Raw genomic sequence first — 17,552 nt, 5'->3', positions numbered from 1 at the left:
CGGGGGTACTGGGCGGGCTGACCCGGGTGCGGGCGATCCAGCTGAACGACGCGCACATCTTCTGCGCTCCGGAGCAGGTCGCCGACGAGGCGCGCGCGGCGCTGGAGCTGATCCGCGAGGCCTACGGCGCGTTGGGTGTCAGCCCGGCCCGCTACCGGCTCTCCCTGCCGGGGCCGGGCGGGAAGTACGTCGCCGACCCCGGCAGGTGGCGGCGGTCCGCCGCCCTGCTGACCGAGGTCCTCGACGCCGCGGGGGTGGCCTACGAGGCCGTGGAGGGGGAAGCGGCCTTCTACGGCCCGAAGATCGACGTGCAGATCGTCGACAGTGCCGGCCGTGAAGCCACCCTGTCCACCGTGCAGATCGACTTCCATCAGCCAGAACGGTTCGATCTGCACTACGCGGGCCCGGACGGCGCGATGCGCCGGCCGGTCATGGTCCACCGCAGCGTCATCGGCAGCGTGGAGCGGGCCGTGGCCCACCTCATCGAGTCGCACGGCGGTGCCTTTCCACCATGGCTTGCGCCCGTCCAGCTGGTGGTCCTTCCGATCTCCGACGCCGAGGTATCCCACGCCCTCGCGCTGGTCCGGCAGGCGGCCGACCGGGGACTGCGGGCCGAGGTCGCCGGTCCGGAGCGCGGCACCCTGGGCGCGCGGGTCCGGGCCGCTCGTCTGGTGCCCTACCAGGCGATCATCGGTGCCCGGGAGGCAGCCGATGAGCGGGTCTCCCTGCGGTTGCGGGACGGGCGCCGCCTGGAGGCCCGGCCCGCCGCGGAAGTCCTGGCCGGCATCGACCTCCTGGCAAGCGCGCACGGCACCGATCTATGGACCGATCCGCGGGAGGCCGGTGTCCGCCCGTAGCCGGCATCCGGTGGCCCGCCCGCTGCCCGCCGGTTGGCCTCGACGCGCGGGGGAGCGCCCGACCCGCGGGTGTTCTCAATAGACATGCGTCGACGTACCCAGGGCTGAAGCCGTCGAGGACCCGGCTGAGGTCGTGCAACACAACTACTGGCGCGATGCCGCCTGGCACCACGCTGTAAGACGGGACGATTTTGCCACCGAACAGCACCTCCGGCGCGTCTAACGTCCACGAGGCGCGTAACGCGCTCGGCAAGCGACTCCGCGAGCTTCGCACGTCAGCCGCCCTGAGCGGCCGGCAGCTCGCGGAGTCTTTGTCATGGCCGCCGTCGAAGGTGTCCAAGCTGGAGAACGGCCGGCAGACTCCCACAGACGACGACATCAGGGGCTGGACGGGAGCAACCGGCAGCCAGGCGGAAACCGAAGCCCTGCTCGCCACCCTGCACACCCTCGAAGTTCAACACGCTGAGTGGCAGCGCATCCTGCGGACTGGTCTGAAGCCGCGGCAACAAGAGCTGATCGAGTGGGACGAGCGGACCCGACTCTTCCGGGTGTTCGAGGCCACGGTGATCCCCGGTCTGCTCCAGACCGCCGAGTATGCGCGGGCACGGTTCGCCGAGGGTATCCGCCGGCTGAAGCTGCCGAACGACATCAACGAAGCCGTGGCCACCCGGGTCCGGCGACAAGAGATTTTGTATCGCCCCGATAAGCGGTTCCACTTCGTGCTGACCGAAGCCGCGCTCAGCTTTCGGCTGTGCCCCTCAGACGTCATGCTCGGGCAGCTTGACCGCTTGATCTCGTTCTCCCAACTACCCAACGTCCGGTTGGGGATCATCGGCTTTGAAACGCAGTACGACACGTCGCCATGGCATGGCTTCTGGATGTACGACACCGAACGGGTCCTGATCGAGACCTTCAGCGTGGCCCTCGATCTGCGGCAGCCGCAGGAGATCGAACTGTACGCGGGCGCCTTTGACGAGCTCGCTGCCGTCGCCAGCTACGGCCGCTCGGCGCGGGCGATCATCAACCAAGTCGTGGGCGATCTTGCGCCGGAAGCCCCTGAGGATGGCTCGTAGTTTCGCGGGCCAATCGAGGACCACACCAGTTCCAGAAATCTCAAGAAACTTTCTGATCAGAATCGTCCTGCTCCCCTTACGCTCTGACCCAGGCCAGTTACCGCCACACCCAACCGGCGACCGCGTCGTGACGGCCGAGTAACGCGGCCAGAGTGGAGACCTCGGCGTGCCATGCCTGGACCTGCGACTTGGTGGGGCCGATTTCGTACTGGTGGTAGTGGCAGGCGACGCAGAGGTGGGACCAGGTCCGGCGGGCCCGTCCGGCGGCGGCGGGGGTGCTGTAGTGGCGCAGGCAGTGGAGCTTGGCGGTCATGTTCGGGGTGGACAGGCCCGGCTCAGCGGCGGCGAGCGCCGCGTCGATGGCGATCTCCAGGGCGGTGCGTAGGACGAGCGCGGCGCCGCGGTGGCGGGCGGCGAGCGTCGCCTTGAGGCGGTCGGCGAGTAGCAGGTCGGCGGTCTGGAGCAGTTCGTTGATCGTGGCGCCGGTCGTGCCGGCAGGTGGCGTGCTCACTGGTTTCTCCCGGTCGGAGGCGAGACAGGGATCAGCTGTAACCGAGCGGATCAGGCGGTGACGAGGCTCGGCCCGCGGACCGTGCCGGCGATGCGCTCGACGAGGTCGACGAAGCGATGCGGGTCGTCAATCTGGGCGCCGTCGGGGTGGGCGCCCTTCTGGCACTTCTTGAGGATGTCGACCGCCCAGCGGCCGCACCGACGGTCGAGCTCGTCGTAGACGTCCTTGGACTTCTCGGCGTCTCCGAAGAAGGCGAGGGCGGCGACCTTCGTGAGCATCTCCGCGTCGGAGAGGGCGGCGTCGAAGACGGGTTCGGCCCCGCCGGCCTGGTGGTGGCGGATCCAGGCGGCCTCGGTGAAGGCGTTCTCCAGGGCGATCCGGCAGAGGCTGGGCAGGACGTGGGTCCGCGCCGCCGCCGGCAGCTTCTTGCTGGCCTGCGCGAAGCCGCGGGCCTCCTTGAGCGCCTGCCTGACCGGGTCGAGCGCGTTCTCGATCTCGATCTTCGATGCCTTCCCGCGCTCGACCCTGCGGATCGTGACGGGGAGGCCTTGGCTGCTGAACGCCCGCTGGAGGCGGGTGTCGTGGGTGAAGACGACGATCTGCCGCTGCCTGCTCAGCTCAGAGAGAACCTGGGCGAGTCCGTTGACTTTGGCGGGGTCCATGGACTGCACCGGGTCGTCGATAAGAAGGAAGCCGAACGGGCTGTCGGCGGTGCGGGCCCTCGGCAGGAACAATGCCAGCGCGAGCGAGTGCAGTTCGCCCTGGCTCATCACGGCGAGCGCCGAGGCGTCCGCGTCGTCGACGGAGACGTCGAGGATCAGCCGGCGCAGCGTCGAGGTCTCCTTGCCGTCCAGGTCGACCTTCTTGAGGCTGACGCTGCTCTCGTGCCGCAGCGCCTCCCAGATCTCCTGCGCCTGGGTCTCGAAGGTGGCCAGCCGTTCCCGGCGCAGGTCCTTGATGAGCGTGTCGAGCCACTGGCGGGCCTTCTTCAGGCCGCTCCTGCGTGCCTTGGCCGTGTCCACGGCGCGGGCCTGCTCGGTCCAGATCTGCAGGCTGGCGAAGAGGGGACGCCACCGATCGTCGCGCTCCGCTAGCAGGACCCTGGCTTGTGCGCGGGCATTGGCACACGCGTCGGCCAGCGTCTGTGCCTTGCCGAGGGCCTCGCCGGCCAGTGTGGCCAGGTCCGTGCGCGAGCGGCACGCCTCCCACGCCTGCCACACCGCGGCGAGCGCGGGCGGGACCGCGGGTGGCCAGACGATGAGCGCCTTCAGCCCGGTCTCGGCCAGCCGCAGCTGAGCGTTCGCGTCCGCGACCGCCCGGCCCTCGTCGCGCAGCGCGGTGACCTGCGCGGCCGCTCGCTCCGCCCAGGCGTCGTCGAGGACTTGCTCGGTGCCGCAGACCGGGCACGTCTCGATGCCGGAGTGCCGGTCGCGGTGCTGTAGTGCCCGGGCGAGCAGATCGGCGCGCAGCGAGGCGTCCTCGGCGTTCGTGCCTGTGATGGCCGTGGCGGCGGCGAGGGCGTCGCGCAGCCGCTTCACCGCCTTGTCGACCAGGTCGAGGTCGGGGCTTTGAAGGTCGGCGAGCTGGCGCAGCTCGGCGAGATCACTATCCTCGGCCGAGGGCAGGTTCGCCAACATCCGGTCGAGCGCCGCGAGATCGGGACCGGTCTTCTTCGTGCCCAAAGCGACCAGCGCGGCGCGGGCGCGGGCTTCCTCTGGCAGGTCGCGGAGCAGGTCATCGAGCGCGGCGGTGAGCGTGACCAGCCCGTTGTCGACGCCCTTGGCCGCTGTGTTGTGCTGGCTCTGCTCCTCCTTGAGCCGGCTGTCGACGGCGGTCAGGTAGCCGAGACCGAGGATCTTGTCGACGACGTCGTACTGCCGGACCGCCTTGTCGTCGATCAGTTGACCCAGATCGGCATAGGAGAGGAAGGGACGGTACTCGGCCGCGGCCCGCGCCCAGCCGGCCTGATCGGCGGGCACGGCCGGGTGGCCATGGCGCTGGAACACGCCCTCGGAGTTCGTGAAGTCGTCGCCCGGCCAGGTGCGGGTCAGTGTCGCCCGGCCGCCGCCGACCGCGAGCGCCATGTCGATCCGGGGCCGGCGGGTGAGGTCGTGCCGGTTGCGCCAGGCGCCACGACGGGAGTCGTCCTGCCGTTCCCAGCGGGTGTTCGTGCCGAGGAAGGCAGTCTCGGCGCCCTCGGCCAGGCTCGACTTCCCGGAACCGTTGCGCCCGACCACCAGCGTCACGCCCGGGTTAGCGGACAGCGACAGCCGGGCGGGAGCGCCGATGCCGCGGTAGCCGGTGACGGTGATCGATTCTAGGTAGATCCGACCCAGCGCGCTGGCTGCCGGTGTCTCCACCGCGCCAAACGCCTCCCGTAGCGCGGCCTTCGCCGACTCGGGCAGCGCCGCCGCGGCCAGCCGCGCCGCTGCCAGCTCGGCGATCGGCGTCGCCATGACTTCCTGCGTTGGCAGATCCGTCTCGGTCATCGTTCCCCCAAGATTCCCGGTGAGTGTTCGCGGTGTCAGGTCGTTCAGGTGCGGCAGGTGTGCGGTTCCATGGCTCTCCTGCCGGCGGTGGCCGGACAGCGTGCTGTGAACACGCGGCCGCGCCGGGCATGGCGAGGCCGCCTGAGAGATGGCAAGGGGCGCATCGGACACTGAAAGAAGAGGCGCCCCACGAGGAACGGCGGCGGCACCGCCGAAGGCGCAACCGGCCAAGGGCCGAGCGGCGCCGTCGCCCTCCGTGTCCGGAGGGCGACGGCGCCGGGACCTGGCCTGTGCGCATCGCGGCTGATCCGCGACAAGTCAGGAGCTTAGGGCCACGCCGGCTCGCTCGTCAAGCGTGAACAGTAATTTTGTGTACTCGAACTCAAGGCGTTTACAGTGCTTGCTTAGGGGGCGATCAAGCCTGTAGGGTCCGGCCTGTGGAGTTCGACGGGCAGGAAGAGCTGACGGCCGCCGCCATCGCGCGGCGGATCGGCGTCGGCCGCGCCGCCGTGTCGAACTGGCGCCGGCGCTACGACGACTTCCCCCGGCCCGTCGGAGGCAGCGACACCAACCCGACGTTTCTCTGGGCCGCTGTCGCGGACTGGCTAGAACGGTCCGGCCGCGCGGAGCAGCTCGCGAAGGCCGGTCGAACGGAGACCGGAACGCAGGCTCTCGACGGCCCGACCGGTGGCTGGACGACCCGTGACGAGTCCGTCGAGCAGGCTAAGCGGAACGTCGAGGCCGAGCAGCGGCTGGCCCGAGTCCTCGTCTCGCTACTGCCACCGACGACCGCCGCCAGCGCGGGTGGCGACGATCTCTTCGCCACCGCCGACGATCTGCCGGTCGTCTTCGACCCGGCCTGCGGCGACGGCGCCCTTCTGCTGGCGGCCGCGGACCGGTTCGAGAACCAGGTTCGCCTGTTCGGCCAGGACATCGACGAGCGGCTGACGCAGACCGCCACGCTCGGTCTGCGTGGCCATCCGCTCGCCGGCCCGTACGACGTCCGCCTCGGCGACTCGCTGCGCGGCAACCGGTTCACCGAGCTGCTCGGCAAGGCGGTGGCGGTGGTGTGCGAGCCGCCGTTCGACCGGCCGGGCTGGCCCGCGGACGAGCTGGCGACCGATCGCCGCTGGGAGTTCGGCCGTCCGGAGCCCCGCGACGGCGAGCTGGCCTGGGTGCAGCACTGCTACGCCCACCTGCGCCCGCATGGCACTGCCGTCGTCGCCGTCTCGCCGCGTGCCTGTGTCTCGCCGTCCGGGCAGGCGATCCGGAAGCTGATGATCGGCCAGGGCGCGCTGCGCGCGGTGATCGCGCTACCGGCCGAGATGAGCACCGTGGCCGGCGAGGCCTGTCTCTGGGTGCTGCGCCGCCCGCGCGGCGAGGAAGACGATGAGCCGGTCGTCCTGGTCGACTTCTCCTCCGCCGACATGGCGGCGGTACCGCAACAGTTCGGTGAGTGGCGGCAGCTGTTCGACCTGGCCGCGGCGGCGCCGGGCGGCGCGGGGCGGCGGCGGCCCGGCCCGGTACCGGCTCGCGCGGTGACCCGGGCGCGGCTGCTCCAGGACGGCGAGGCCAATGTCCTGCCCTCCCGGTACGTGACCACCGAGGCGGAGGCCAGCGCCGACGACATCGCGCGGCTCATCGGACAGCTTGAAGCGATCTACGCTCGGCTCGGCGCCGGGCTGCCGCGGTACGCGGCGGCCCGCGCACGGGACGACTTTGCCTACGTGACGCTCGCGGAGCTCGAACGCGTGGGCGCCCTGAAGATCAGGCCGCGGGGCACGACGCCGCGCACCGGCGACGTCCTCGTCTGGCCGCGGGCTCCGGGCGTCATCGCGGCGACCGGCGAGGAACGGACCGGTTCGATGACGACCCACGTCATCGAACTGGACCTGGCCCGGCTCGACCCCGACTTCGTGGCGACGTTCCTGCGGCCCGAGGCCGAGGCCGTGCCGATCCCCAGGACGATCGGCGTGCTCGGCCGCGAGGACCTGCGGCGCTGCCGGATCCCACGGCTCTCGATCGCCGAGCAGCGCCCTTACGGCGCCGAATTCCGGCGACTATCCGAACTGCGCGAGGCGCTGACGACGCTCGCCAGGCTTAGTACCACCGTGATCGACCAGACCCTGCACGGGCTGACGGCCGGGACTCTGACCCCCGACCGGCTTCCCCCGACGACGCCGACGCACGAGGAGAACCTGTGACTTCCCCGGGGCCCAGCCACTCGAAAATGGCCGCCGACATCTGGGCGGTGGCCGACCTGCTGCGTGGCGACTACCGGCGCCACGAGTACGGCGGCGTGATCCTCCCGTTCACGCTGATGCGGCGCCTCGACGCGGTCATGGCCGACACCCGGCAGGCGGTGCGTGACAGGGACGCATCGCTGACCATCACGAACAAGCAGCGGCTGCTGGAGATCGCGGCCGGCCGGCCGTTCTACAACGTCTCCCAGCAGAACTTCGCCACGATCGCCTCCGACGCGACGAACCAGTCGGTGGTCGCGAAGAACCTGCGAGACTACGTCAACGGCTTCTCGCCGAACGTCCGCGAGGTGCTGGAACGCTTCCGGTTCGACGAGACGATCGGCCGGCTGGCCAGCGCGAAGCTGCTCTACCTCGTGGTCGGGAAGTTCGCGACGATGCACGATCTCGACCAGCTCGAGCCCCACGACATGGGCTACGTGTTCGAGCATCTGATCCGCAAGTTCGCGGAGGACTCGAACGAGACCGCCGGTGAGCACTTCACACCTCGTGAAGTCATCAAGCTCATGGTCAACCTGCTGGTTGCTCCGGACGCCGACACGGTCCAGGGGCCAGGCCAGGTGATCAACGTCTACGACCCGGCCTGCGGGACCGGCGGCATGCTGACCATGGCCGAGGACCACCTGAAGTCCCTCAACCCCGGCGCGCAGGTCTTCCTCTACGGCCAGGAGCTCAACCCCGAGTCGTGGGCGATCTGTCAGTCGGAGATGCTGCTGCGCGACCAGCAGGGCGACGTCAAGCTCGGCAACTCGTTCAGCCAGGACCAGTTCGCCGGGCGCCGGTTCGACTACATGCTCGCCAACCCGCCGTTCGGGGTGGAGTGGAAGAAGGTCAAGGACGACGTCGACCAGGAGGCCAAGCTCGGCTATGCGGGCCGCTTCGGCGCCGGCCTGCCGAGGATCAACGACGGGTCGTTCCTCTTCCTGCAGCACATGATCTCGAAGATGGAGCGGGTCGAGGGCAAGGGGGCCCGGCTCGCGATCGTCTTCAACGGCTCGCCGCTGTTCACCGGCGCCGCGGAGTCCGGCGAGTCGAACATCCGGCGCTGGATCCTGGAAAACGACTGGCTCGAAGGCATCGTCGCCCTGCCCGACCAGCTCTTCTACAACACCGGGATCTCCACCTACTTCTGGATCCTCTCGAACCGCAAGCCGGCGAAGCTCGCCGGGAAGGTCATCCTGCTCGACGCCCGCGACCGGTGGGAGAAGATGCGCAAGTCTCTCGGCGACAAGCGCAAGCTCATCAGCGACGAGCAGATCAAGCACATCACGAAGCTCTACGCCCAGGCACTGGACGTCGCGGGCAACGCCGAGCACGCGGAGCACGGCAAGGTGAAGATCTTCTCGACGAGGGACTTCGGCTACCGCCGGATCACGGTCGAACGGCCGCTCAAGCAGCGCTTCGAGGTCACCGAAGACACTCTGCTTGCCCTGACCGAAGCGAAGGCGCTCGCCAAGTGGGACGGCCGGGAGAAGCTGGTCGAGGCTCTGCGCGGCGCGATCGGCTCGGTCTGGTGGACCAAGGACGAGGCCACGGCCGGGCTGCTGGGCGCCGCGATGGCCGGGGGCGCGAGCCTGCCCGGCACCGCTGCGCACCTGAAGGCCTTCTGGAACGCCGTCGCCGTCTCCGACCCGGCGGGCGAGGTCCAGCTCTCCAAGGGCAAGCCGATCCCGGACCCGGACCTGCGCGACTTCGAGAACGTCCCGCTCGACGAGGACATCCACACCTACTTCGCCCGCGAGGTCACCCCGCACGTTCCCGACGCCTGGATCGACGAGGACAAGACCAAGACCGGCTACGAGATCCCCTTCACCCGCCACTTCTACGTCTACACACCCCCAAGGCCCCTCGCGGAGATTGACGCCGAACTCAAGGACCTGGAGGCGCAGATTCAGAAGCTCCTCGGCGAGGTGACGGCGTGATGGCAATTTTCCGGCCAACGGTGCGAGGGGTCAAGAAGTGACAAATTTTCCTGTTCCGCCGATGGAGCAGATTCCTAGGAATTGGGTCCGGACGCGCCTCGGTCACGACGTCGTGATTAGTGGTGGGCAGGTTGATCCGACCGACGACCCTTGGTCTTCCGCGGTACTTATCGCACCCAACCACATTGAAAGTGGCACCGGCAAGATACTCGGTCTTGAAACAGCGCGAGAGCAAGGTGCGGACAGCGGTAAATATGTCGCACGGGCCGGTCAGGTGCTCTACTCCAAGATTCGACCCGCGCTTAACAAGGTCACCGTCGCACCGATGGAATGTCTTTGCAGCGCAGACATGTATGCAATCTCTGGACGTCGCGGTGTCGTAGACACCCGCTTCCTTATGTACTGGATGCTTGCTCGCCCGTTTCTCGCATACACAACCTTGATGTCTGATCGCGTGAAGATGCCAAAGGTCAACCGCGAAGAACTTGCAGCCGCCCCTTGGGTGCGCCCCCCTATCGATGAGCAGCGCCGCATCGCCGACTTCCTCGACGCCGAGACCGCCCGCATCGATCGGCTCGTCTCACAGCGGCTTCGACAGCGGGAACTGCTTGACGAATTGACTCTGAGTTTGATCGACGATTCTATCGATCGTCTAGGCTGCATCCCGACTGTCCGCCTTGGGTACCTGGCCTTCATCCAGACCGGCGTGACAGTCGACAGCGGACGCCAGAACGACGGCGACGCCGTCACGCTGCCTTACTTGCGGGTCGCCAATGTCCAGGTTAGCCATGTCGATCTTAATGAGGTTGCCGAGATCACAGTATCGCGCAGGACCGCGGCCACCTCGTGCCTGCGGATCGGGGATGTTCTGATGACGGAGGGTGGCGACCTCGACAAACTCGGTCGCGGAACCGTCTGGCACGGAGAGATTCCAGAGTGCCTACATCAGAATCACGTCTTCGCCGTGCGGCCGGACCTTCGTGCAATAGATCCCGAGTATCTGGCGTTACTCACCCGGACATCACGAGCGCGACGATATTTCGAAAGCACTGGCAACAAAACAACGAACCTCGCATCAACTAGCAGCAGCAAGATCCGCGACTTCCGTGTGCCGCTGTCGGACCTGTCGACGCAACGTGAGCTTGTCAAGAAGATTGACAGTCGGCTCAAGGCGGTGGTCGAGTTGGACGTGCGGCTCTCCAACCAAATAGCCGCTCTTGCCGAACGGCGCCAGGCACTGATCACGGCCGCCGTGACCGGGCAGATCGATGTCACGACCGCGCGTGGGCTGGGGGGAGCCGCATGATGCCGGGGGTGCACACGGAGCACGCCTTTGAGGATCGGGTCGAGCAGGAACTGCGTGGCCATGGCTGGGAGGCGGGGCAGCCTACGCTCGGGTTCGATGCCGAATTGGGGCTGGACACTGCTGAGCTGGTTCGGTTCATCGGGGCGACGCAGCAGAAGAGCTGGGATCGGCTCGTCGAGCTTTACGGTGGCAAGGAGCTTGCGTATCGGCAGTTCTGCCAGCGGGTGGCGGCGCAGATCGACGAGCGTGGGGTGCTGGACGTCCTGCGGCAGGGGGTGCGGGACCGTGGTGTGCAGATCGAGTTGGCGTACTTCCGGCCCGGGCACACGCTGGCTGCCGACGCGCTCAAGGAGTACGACGCCAACGTTCTGACCGTCGCCCGGCAGCTTCGTTTCAGCGCGAGGAAGCCGAAGGAGTCCGTCGACCTGGCGTTGTTCGTGAACGGGCTGCCGGTGGCGTCTGTCGAGCTGAAGAACGGGATGACCGGGCAGTCGGCCGAGGACGCGGTCGCGCAGTACCGGGAGCGGGACCCGAAGGAGCTGTTCTTCGCGAAGCGCGCCCTGGTGCACTTCGCCGTCGACCCGGACAAGGCGTTCGTCGCAACCCGACTGACGGGCCCCGACGCCCGGTTCCTGCCGTTCAACCTGGGCACGAACGGGCCGGGCGAGTCGGGGGCCGCCGGCAACCCGGAGGCCAAGGAGAGCTCCTATCGGGTCGCCTACCTGTGGGAGGAGATCTGGAGCCGGCACAACTGGCTGGAGATGCTGCAGCGGTTCGTGCACGTCGACGCGAAGGACCAGAAGAAGGGCTCGAAGCAGAGCGTTCACGAGCTGGGCCGGATCTTCCCGCGCTACCACCAGTGGCACGCCGTCCAGAAGATGGTCCGCCACGCCCGGGAGCACGGCGCCGGCCAGAACTACCTGGTGCAGCACTCGGCCGGCTCGGGCAAGTCGAACACGATCGCCTGGCTGGCGCACCGCCTGTCGACCCTGTTCGACGCGAACAACCGGAAGGTGTTCGACAAGGTCGTCGTCATCACCGACCGGGTCGTGCTCGACCGGCAGCTCCAGGACACGATCTACCAGTTCGACCACACCCCAGGGGTCGTCAAGAAGGTCGACGAGGACTCTGGCCAGCTCGCGGTCGCGTTGACGGACTCGACGTCGCAGATCATCATCTCGACGTTGGAAAAATACCCGTTCATCCTCGACAAGGTCGCGGGCAAGGGCCTGGGCTCGAAGCGCTATGCGGTGATCATTGACGAGGCGCACACGTCGCAGACCGGTGAGCAGGCCACGAAGCTCAAACAGGCGATCGGCTCGAAGTCGGAACGGGAGCCCGACGAGGACGATGCGACCTACCTGACCCGGGTCCGCGGCAAGCAGCCGAACCTGTCGTACTTCGCCTTCACCGCCACCCCGACGTCGGCGACGCTGAAGCTCTTCGGCAACCCCGACCCGGACCGCCTGGGCAAGGACGGCGAGCCGCTGCTCGCACCGTTCCACGTGTACTCGATGCAGCAGGCGATCGAGGAGGGCTACATCCTTGACGTCCTGGCGAACTACCTGACCTACGACGCGATGTGGCGCCTGTCCAGCGCCGCCGTCGAGCAGCAGGACTCGGAGATCTCCAACCCTGAGGTCGAGAAGAAGAAGGCGCGGCGCAAGCTCGTCCAGCTCGTCGAGGCGCATCCGGAATCGGCGGCGCAGAAGGCGAAGCTGATCGTCGAGGACTTCCAGACGAACATCGCCGGCCGGCTTGGCGGTCGGGCGAAGGCGATGGTCGTCACCGACAGCCGGCAGCAGGCGCTCAACCTGTACCAGGCGATCCGCCGGTACGTCGACGACAAGGGCCTCGCGAACTGCCGCCCGCTGGTGGCGTTCTCCGGTTCGCTGACCGATGAGGAGAGCGGCCACGATTTCACCGAGTCGAAGATCAACGGCTTCCCGGAGAGTCAGCTCCCGGACCGGTTCGCCTACACAAAGGCCGACGACAAGGACGCGGCGGCGCGCAACCAGGAGGAGTACCGGGTCCTCGTTGTCGCGGACAAGTACCAGACCGGCTTCGACCAGCCGCTGCTGTGCGCGATGTACGTCGACAAGCCTCTGACCGGCGTCGCCGCGGTCCAGGCCCTCTCCCGGCTGAATCGGACCCACCCGTTGAAGTCCCAGGACGACGTCCGGATCGTCGACTTCGTGAACGCGGCAGAGGACATCCAGGCGTCGTTCAAGCCGTGGTATGAGATCACGCTCACCGAGCAGCCCGACGCGAACCTGCTCTACAGGAAGCAGCAGGAGGTGATGGGCTTCCAGGTTCTGGACGTCTCCGAGATGGAGGCGTTCATGCGGGTGCTCGGGTCGGCCGGCCCGGACCGGATGCCCAATGCCGCTGAGAAGAAGCTGCACGCCGAGCTGCACCGCCTGCTCGATCCCGCGACCGACCGGTTCAAGGCGCTGCCGACCGTGGCGGAGCGGGAGGAGTTCCGCGACGCGCTGCAGAAGTACTGCCGGGCCTACAGCCTGCTCGCGCAGGTCATCGACTGGGGCGATCCGACGCTCGAACGGCTCTACCAGTACGGCCGGATCCTGCTGCGCCGCCTGCCCGGCCGGGAGGCCGTCGCCGTTGACATCGGCGACGCGGACCTGTCCCACTACCGGCTCGAGTTCACCGGTCACCACGACGTGTCGCTCTCGCCGGCCGGCGAGCAGGTCGTCCGCGGCCACGCGGCCGACGGCGGCGGCTACGCCGAACCGGAGCTGGTCCGGCTCGCCGACGTCATCAACGCTCTCAACGAGCGGTTCGGCCTGAACCTGGGGACCTCCGACCAGATCCTGCTCTACCAGCAGGTCGCAAGCCTGGTCGAGGACACCCGGATGCAGCAGGTCGCGCTGATGAACGACGAGGCGCGCTTCGGCCAGGTCGCCGACGGCCGGCTCGACGGCATCGTCGCGGAGAACGCCGCGAAGAACGAGGACTTCATGAAGCTCTACTTCGACAACCAGGACTTCCAGCAGGCCGTCAAGGAGGCCACCCGCAAGCGCGCCTATCGGATCATCACCGACCCGGCCCGCGACGAGGCCCTGGCCCGCCTCCGCGCCGAAATGCTCCGCGAGACCACCTGAAGCACTCGGACCACGAACCGCACCGGGAGAAAACAGCACGGGGGAATGCGTGACTGACCCGTACACGACTACCACCAGCGACCCGTTGGACGACCGGATCCGGCTCGCCGGCCGGTATCGGATCGACGGGCTGCTCGGCAGCGGCGGCATGTCCGAGGTGTCCTACGGCTACGACGAGCGCCTCGACCGCCCGGTCGCCATCAAGCTGCTCCGGCCGCCAGGCAACGCGCCCGGCCAGCCGGGCAGCCTGGAGCGGATCGCGTTCGAGGAACAGCAGGCGATCAACGAGAAGCGGTTCCTCCGGGAGATCCGCACCACCGCCAGCCTGGAGCATCCGGGCATCCCCGCGGTCTTCGACACGGGCGTCCACACCTTCCCCGACGGCAGCCGCCGGGTGTGGCTCGTCATGCAGCTGCTGCGCGGATCGACCGGGCAGCAGCTCATCGATGACACCGACTACGACAACGCGCCGCTGGGCATCGCCCGCGTGGCAGGTATCGGCGCCCAGGTTGCCGCCGTCCTGGCCAGCGTCCACGCAGTCGACGTCGTCCACCGCGACATCAAGCCAGACAACCTCATCCTCGTGCCCGGTGGGTTCGTGAAGGTCCTCGACTTCGGCATCGCGATCCTGCGCGGCGCCGACGCCCCGCCCCGGCTCACCCAGGTCGACCACACCATCGGCACCCCGGACTACATGTCGCCCGAGCAGCACCTCGGCAGCGTGATCACGGCCGCGTCCGACATCTACTCCCTCGGCTGCTTGCTCTTCGGTCTCCTCACCGGCGACCGGGTCTTCTACGTGACCGGCAGCGGTGTGTCGCTGCGCGAGTTGCACGTCAAAGCCAACCCGCCGCTGGTCACCTCGCTACGGCCGGACGTGCCCACCGAGCTGGCCGAGCTCGTTAACGCGATGCTCGCCAAGGACATCCGGACCCGTCCCACGGCAGTGGATGCCTACCACGCCCTCGCCCCGTGGGCCGCGGCCCCGCCCGCGACGCCTTCCGCCGACGGGCTCGATCCGACGCGGCCGTTCCGGAACCCGCTGCTCGTCGTGCCGCGCCAGACCGTCGCGGCGGCCGGTGGCGTCCCCGCACCACGCCCCGGCATAGCCGTCATAGGCAAACCTGTGGCCAGTACTCCGCCTGGGGCAGGACCGCTGGCTATCCAGCTGGACCGCCCGGGACTGGCCGCCGCCGCGCAGCTGTCCGACGCGGCGGTCGACGAGCTGCTGGCCAAGGTCGCGACACTCGTCGACGCAGACAGGCCGGCGGAGGCCATCGACCTGCTCGAGGCAGCCGTCGCGGCCGGCGCGCAGGATCCCGCCCGCGGTCTCGAACTGCGCCGCTTCTTGGCCGAGACGCTCTACCTGGCCGACAGGTTCACCCGGGCGGCCGCCCTCAACGACGCCGTCCGCGCCGACTACCTGCGCTACCGCTTCGAACCCAGCGACCCGTGGGTGCTCGGCTGCGCCTACTACGCCGGCCTCGCCTACGCCCGCGTCGGCGACCCCGAGAAGGCCCTCGACCGCCTCCGCGCCTACCTCGACAACGCCGACGCCGCGAAGGAAGAACACCTTCGCCTCCTGGAAGCGCGCCGCACTGCCGCCTTCATGCTCGCCGCCACCGGCCAGACCGCAGCCGCTTTGGCCGCCTTCAAAGCCCTCCGCCATGCGTTGGCGGCGACCCACGGCTCCGGCGCTTCAGGCGAACTCCAGAACCTGAACAAGATCATCGATAAGCTCGGGCGTGGCCTGTACTAGGCAGGTGAACAGGACCGGGCTGACGGTGCGCTCAATCGCGGCTTTCGCCCGGCTTGACCAGGTCGAGGCCGGCGAAGAGTCGAACTCGGGCCGATTCGAGCCGTCAGCAACAACATGTACCGGCCGCGCCCGGATGAAGTCCTGGCGGGCGGCCGACGGTCCGTCGCGCCGATGATGGGTATGGCTGGGAGCGACCGAAGGGGCCGGGCCGAAGGGCCGGTCGGTGCCCATCCTGGACCCTGGAGGATCGGCTCGCCGACCGGCGGGAGCGGAGAACAGGAGGCCGCGGTGCCGTGATCCCAGATGCGGAGATCAACGAGTTGTTCGCCGTCCCGAGCCCGTGCGCGACGCTGTACCTGGGCCTGTCCGATCAGATGGACGGGATTGCGGCGGATCGGGCGGTCCGGTGGCGGCGCCTGCGCGACAGCCTGGCCGCCGACGGGGCGGATGGCGCGACGCTGGGCGCGTTGGACGAGGTCGTGGCGTCCCTCGGCCCGCAGAACGCCGCTCTCGCGGTGTGCGCCGCGAATGGCAGGGTCGTCTGGTGTCATCGGCTGCGACGGCAGGTGGCGGACCGGGCCGTCTGGGGCTCGCTGCCCTGTACGTTGCCGATGCTCGCCTACCGGCAGAGCAGCGTGCCCTGCGTGGTTGTGCTCACCGACCGGACGGGCGCCGACCTGCGGGTGGCCGGGGACGGACTGCGGTTCGCCGGTGAGGTCGTCGGCTCCGACGACGAGATCGAGCGCAATGCCCCCGGCGGCTGGTCGCAGCGCCGCTACCAGGATCGTGCCGAGGACTCGTGGGATCACAACGCCGCGCAGGTCGCCGAGGCGGTGACCGAGCTGACCGAGCGGGTGGACGCCGCGCTGGTGGTTCTCGCGGGAGACGTCCGGGCCGTGCAGCTGCTGCGCAAGCATCTGCCGCCCCGGGTGACCCCGCTGGTCCACCAGCTCGAACACGGGGGGCGCCACCCCGGGCGGAGCGACCGGTTCCATTCCCGGGAGGTGCGGGAGCTGGTCGAGGCCGAGGTTCGCGACCGGACCCGCGCCGTGCTCGACCGCTTCGCCGAGGACCGCGCACACGGCCGGGCGGTCGACGGGGTGCCCGCGACGCTCGACGCGCTCGTCCGCGCTCAGGTGGGCACGCTGCTCGTCGTCGACGATCCCGGCGACGACCGGGCCGCCTGGTACGGGCCGGAGCCCGCGGACGTCGCCACCGAGCCGGGCGCGCTGGCCCGGCGGGCCCGCCGGGCCGGGCGGGCCGGGTCACCACCGGCCGCCGGCCGATTGGCGGATCTGGCCGTGCGGGCCGCCTGGGGCACCGGCGCGGCCGTGCGGGTCCTGCCCGCCGATCTGCCCGGCGCACCGGCCGACGGTCTCGGTGCCCTGCTGCGCTACCCGTCCCCGTGACTTGCGTCGAGCGCGTCGATGATCTGCTGCCAGGGGAACAGTGCCTTCCACTCCTCGATGCCGTCGATGTCCGCCAGCGAGACTCCCTCCGGATTGTAGATCACCTGGACCCCCCACGACCGCAGGGACGAGATGTTCGCGGCAAACGCCGGGTGCTTGGCGTGCGTAGGATTCGGTGCCACGGCGATGATGACGGGGATGCCCGAGCCGATCGTCTCGTTGAGAAGGCTCAGGGCAAGGGTGTCGGCGATTCCCGCCGCGAACTTGTTGACGGTGTTGAAGGTGGCGGGTGCGACGACGACGGCGTCGGGTGCCGGCCGCTCCTCGTTGTCGTCCTCCACCAGCACGTACTCGGACCGCACCCGGTGACCGGTGAGGTCGGTGAGAAGGTCGGCGTCGATGAACTGCAAAGACGACGGGGTGGCGACCACCCGCACGTCCCAGCCGGCGGACTGCACCTGCTTGACGAAGGCGGGAAGGTCCCCGGCGGGGTACCCGCCACCGCAGGCGACTACGTAGAGATTGCGATTCCCGTCGGTCATGGCGAAACCTCATTGTGATCGTTTTGGAAGATCGCTGCGGTTTTCGTCTCGTCGAGCACTCTCTCGTGCCGCGTCTCGTCCTCGGGTCAGGAAATGCTTTTCTATACCGAAAAATCAAAGTTATCAACACCGGATCCGGATCCGGATCCGGTGCAGGTCGTCCCTGCCGGGGCGGGGCAGGTCAGATCCGGGTGAAGGCCTCCGCGTCACGACGGAAGCGGTCCAGCTCGGTAAGACTGATCGTCGGCCGGGCCAGCCGGGCGGCATCCAGCAGGTCCTGCGTGCTCAACGGGGTTACCAC

General features: G+C 68.7%; 12 protein-coding genes. 9 read left to right on the top strand and 3 right to left on the bottom strand.

Annotation, left to right across the window (positions count from 1 at the left end; translation table 11 throughout):
• From AC08OP_RS04795 to AC08OP_RS04785, 3 genes are all read left to right on the top strand, one after another.
• The coding region (locus tag AC08OP_RS04795; protein WP_476613087.1) for an aminoacyl--tRNA ligase-related protein at positions 1-857 on the top strand (857 nt) is incomplete at its 5' end.
• A gap of 133 nt (positions 858-990) precedes the next feature.
• Positions 991-1,080, top strand: coding sequence for a hypothetical protein (locus tag AC08OP_RS04790; protein WP_476613086.1), 90 nt, complete (start codon positions 991-993; stop codon positions 1,078-1,080).
• Positions 1,049-1,930, top strand: coding sequence for a helix-turn-helix domain-containing protein (locus AC08OP_RS04785; protein WP_476613085.1), 882 nt, complete (start codon positions 1,049-1,051; stop codon positions 1,928-1,930). The genes AC08OP_RS04790 and AC08OP_RS04785 overlap by 32 nt, the downstream gene beginning before the upstream one ends.
• A gap of 97 nt (positions 1,931-2,027) precedes the next feature.
• Here the strand turns inward: AC08OP_RS04785 and AC08OP_RS04780 are convergent, their stop codons facing one another.
• Positions 2,028-2,441, bottom strand: a complete 414-nt coding sequence (locus tag AC08OP_RS04780; RefSeq protein WP_476613084.1) for a hypothetical protein — start codon at positions 2,439-2,441, stop codon at positions 2,028-2,030.
• 50 nt (positions 2,442-2,491) lie between these two features.
• Entirely contained in the window at positions 2,492-4,930 is a 2,439-nt protein-coding gene (locus AC08OP_RS04775) for an AAA family ATPase (RefSeq protein ID WP_476613083.1), read from the bottom strand.
• Positions 4,931-5,367: 437 nt separating this feature from the next.
• Here AC08OP_RS04775 and AC08OP_RS04770 point away from each other — a divergent pair, with 437 nt between their 5' ends.
• The 6 genes from AC08OP_RS04770 to AC08OP_RS04745 all read left to right on the top strand — a co-directional run bounded on the left by AC08OP_RS04770 (position 5,368) and on the right by AC08OP_RS04745 (position 16,709).
• Positions 5,368-7,134 (top strand): HsdM family class I SAM-dependent methyltransferase, encoded by a 1,767-nt coding sequence (locus AC08OP_RS04770; RefSeq protein ID WP_476613082.1) that lies wholly within the window; start codon positions 5,368-5,370, stop codon positions 7,132-7,134.
• Complete coding sequence (locus AC08OP_RS04765) at positions 7,131-9,113, top strand: type I restriction-modification system subunit M (protein WP_476613081.1); 1,983 nt, start codon at positions 7,131-7,133, stop codon at positions 9,111-9,113. Before AC08OP_RS04770 ends, AC08OP_RS04765 begins: the two co-directional genes overlap by 4 nt.
• A 37-nt stretch (positions 9,114-9,150) precedes the next feature.
• Positions 9,151-10,419: a restriction endonuclease subunit S gene (locus AC08OP_RS04760; protein ID WP_476613080.1), complete on the top strand. Its 1,269-nt coding sequence runs from the start codon at positions 9,151-9,153 to the stop codon at positions 10,417-10,419.
• Between the two features lie 8 nt (positions 10,420-10,427).
• Positions 10,428-13,541, top strand: a complete 3,114-nt coding sequence (locus AC08OP_RS04755; RefSeq protein WP_476613079.1) for a type I restriction endonuclease subunit R — start codon at positions 10,428-10,430, stop codon at positions 13,539-13,541.
• A 49-nt stretch (positions 13,542-13,590) separates the two neighbouring features.
• Entirely contained in the window at positions 13,591-15,300 is a 1,710-nt protein-coding gene (locus AC08OP_RS04750; protein WP_476613078.1) for a protein kinase domain-containing protein, read from the top strand.
• A gap of 293 nt (positions 15,301-15,593) precedes the next feature.
• Positions 15,594-16,709, top strand: a complete 1,116-nt coding sequence (locus tag AC08OP_RS04745) for a baeRF2 domain-containing protein (protein ID WP_476613077.1) — start codon at positions 15,594-15,596, stop codon at positions 16,707-16,709.
• On the opposite strand, the gene AC08OP_RS04740 is transcribed toward AC08OP_RS04745, so the two are convergent.
• Positions 16,694-17,251, bottom strand: coding sequence for a flavoprotein (locus AC08OP_RS04740; RefSeq protein WP_476613076.1), 558 nt, complete (start codon positions 17,249-17,251; stop codon positions 16,694-16,696). The genes AC08OP_RS04745 and AC08OP_RS04740 overlap by 16 nt on opposite strands.
• Positions 17,252-17,552: the final 301 nt, after the last annotated feature.

This window comes from Frankia sp. CeRuru1, assembly GCF_977966315.1.
The sequence above is the reverse complement of the archived record's forward strand: the minus strand, read 5'-3'. Positions and strand labels throughout refer to the sequence as shown.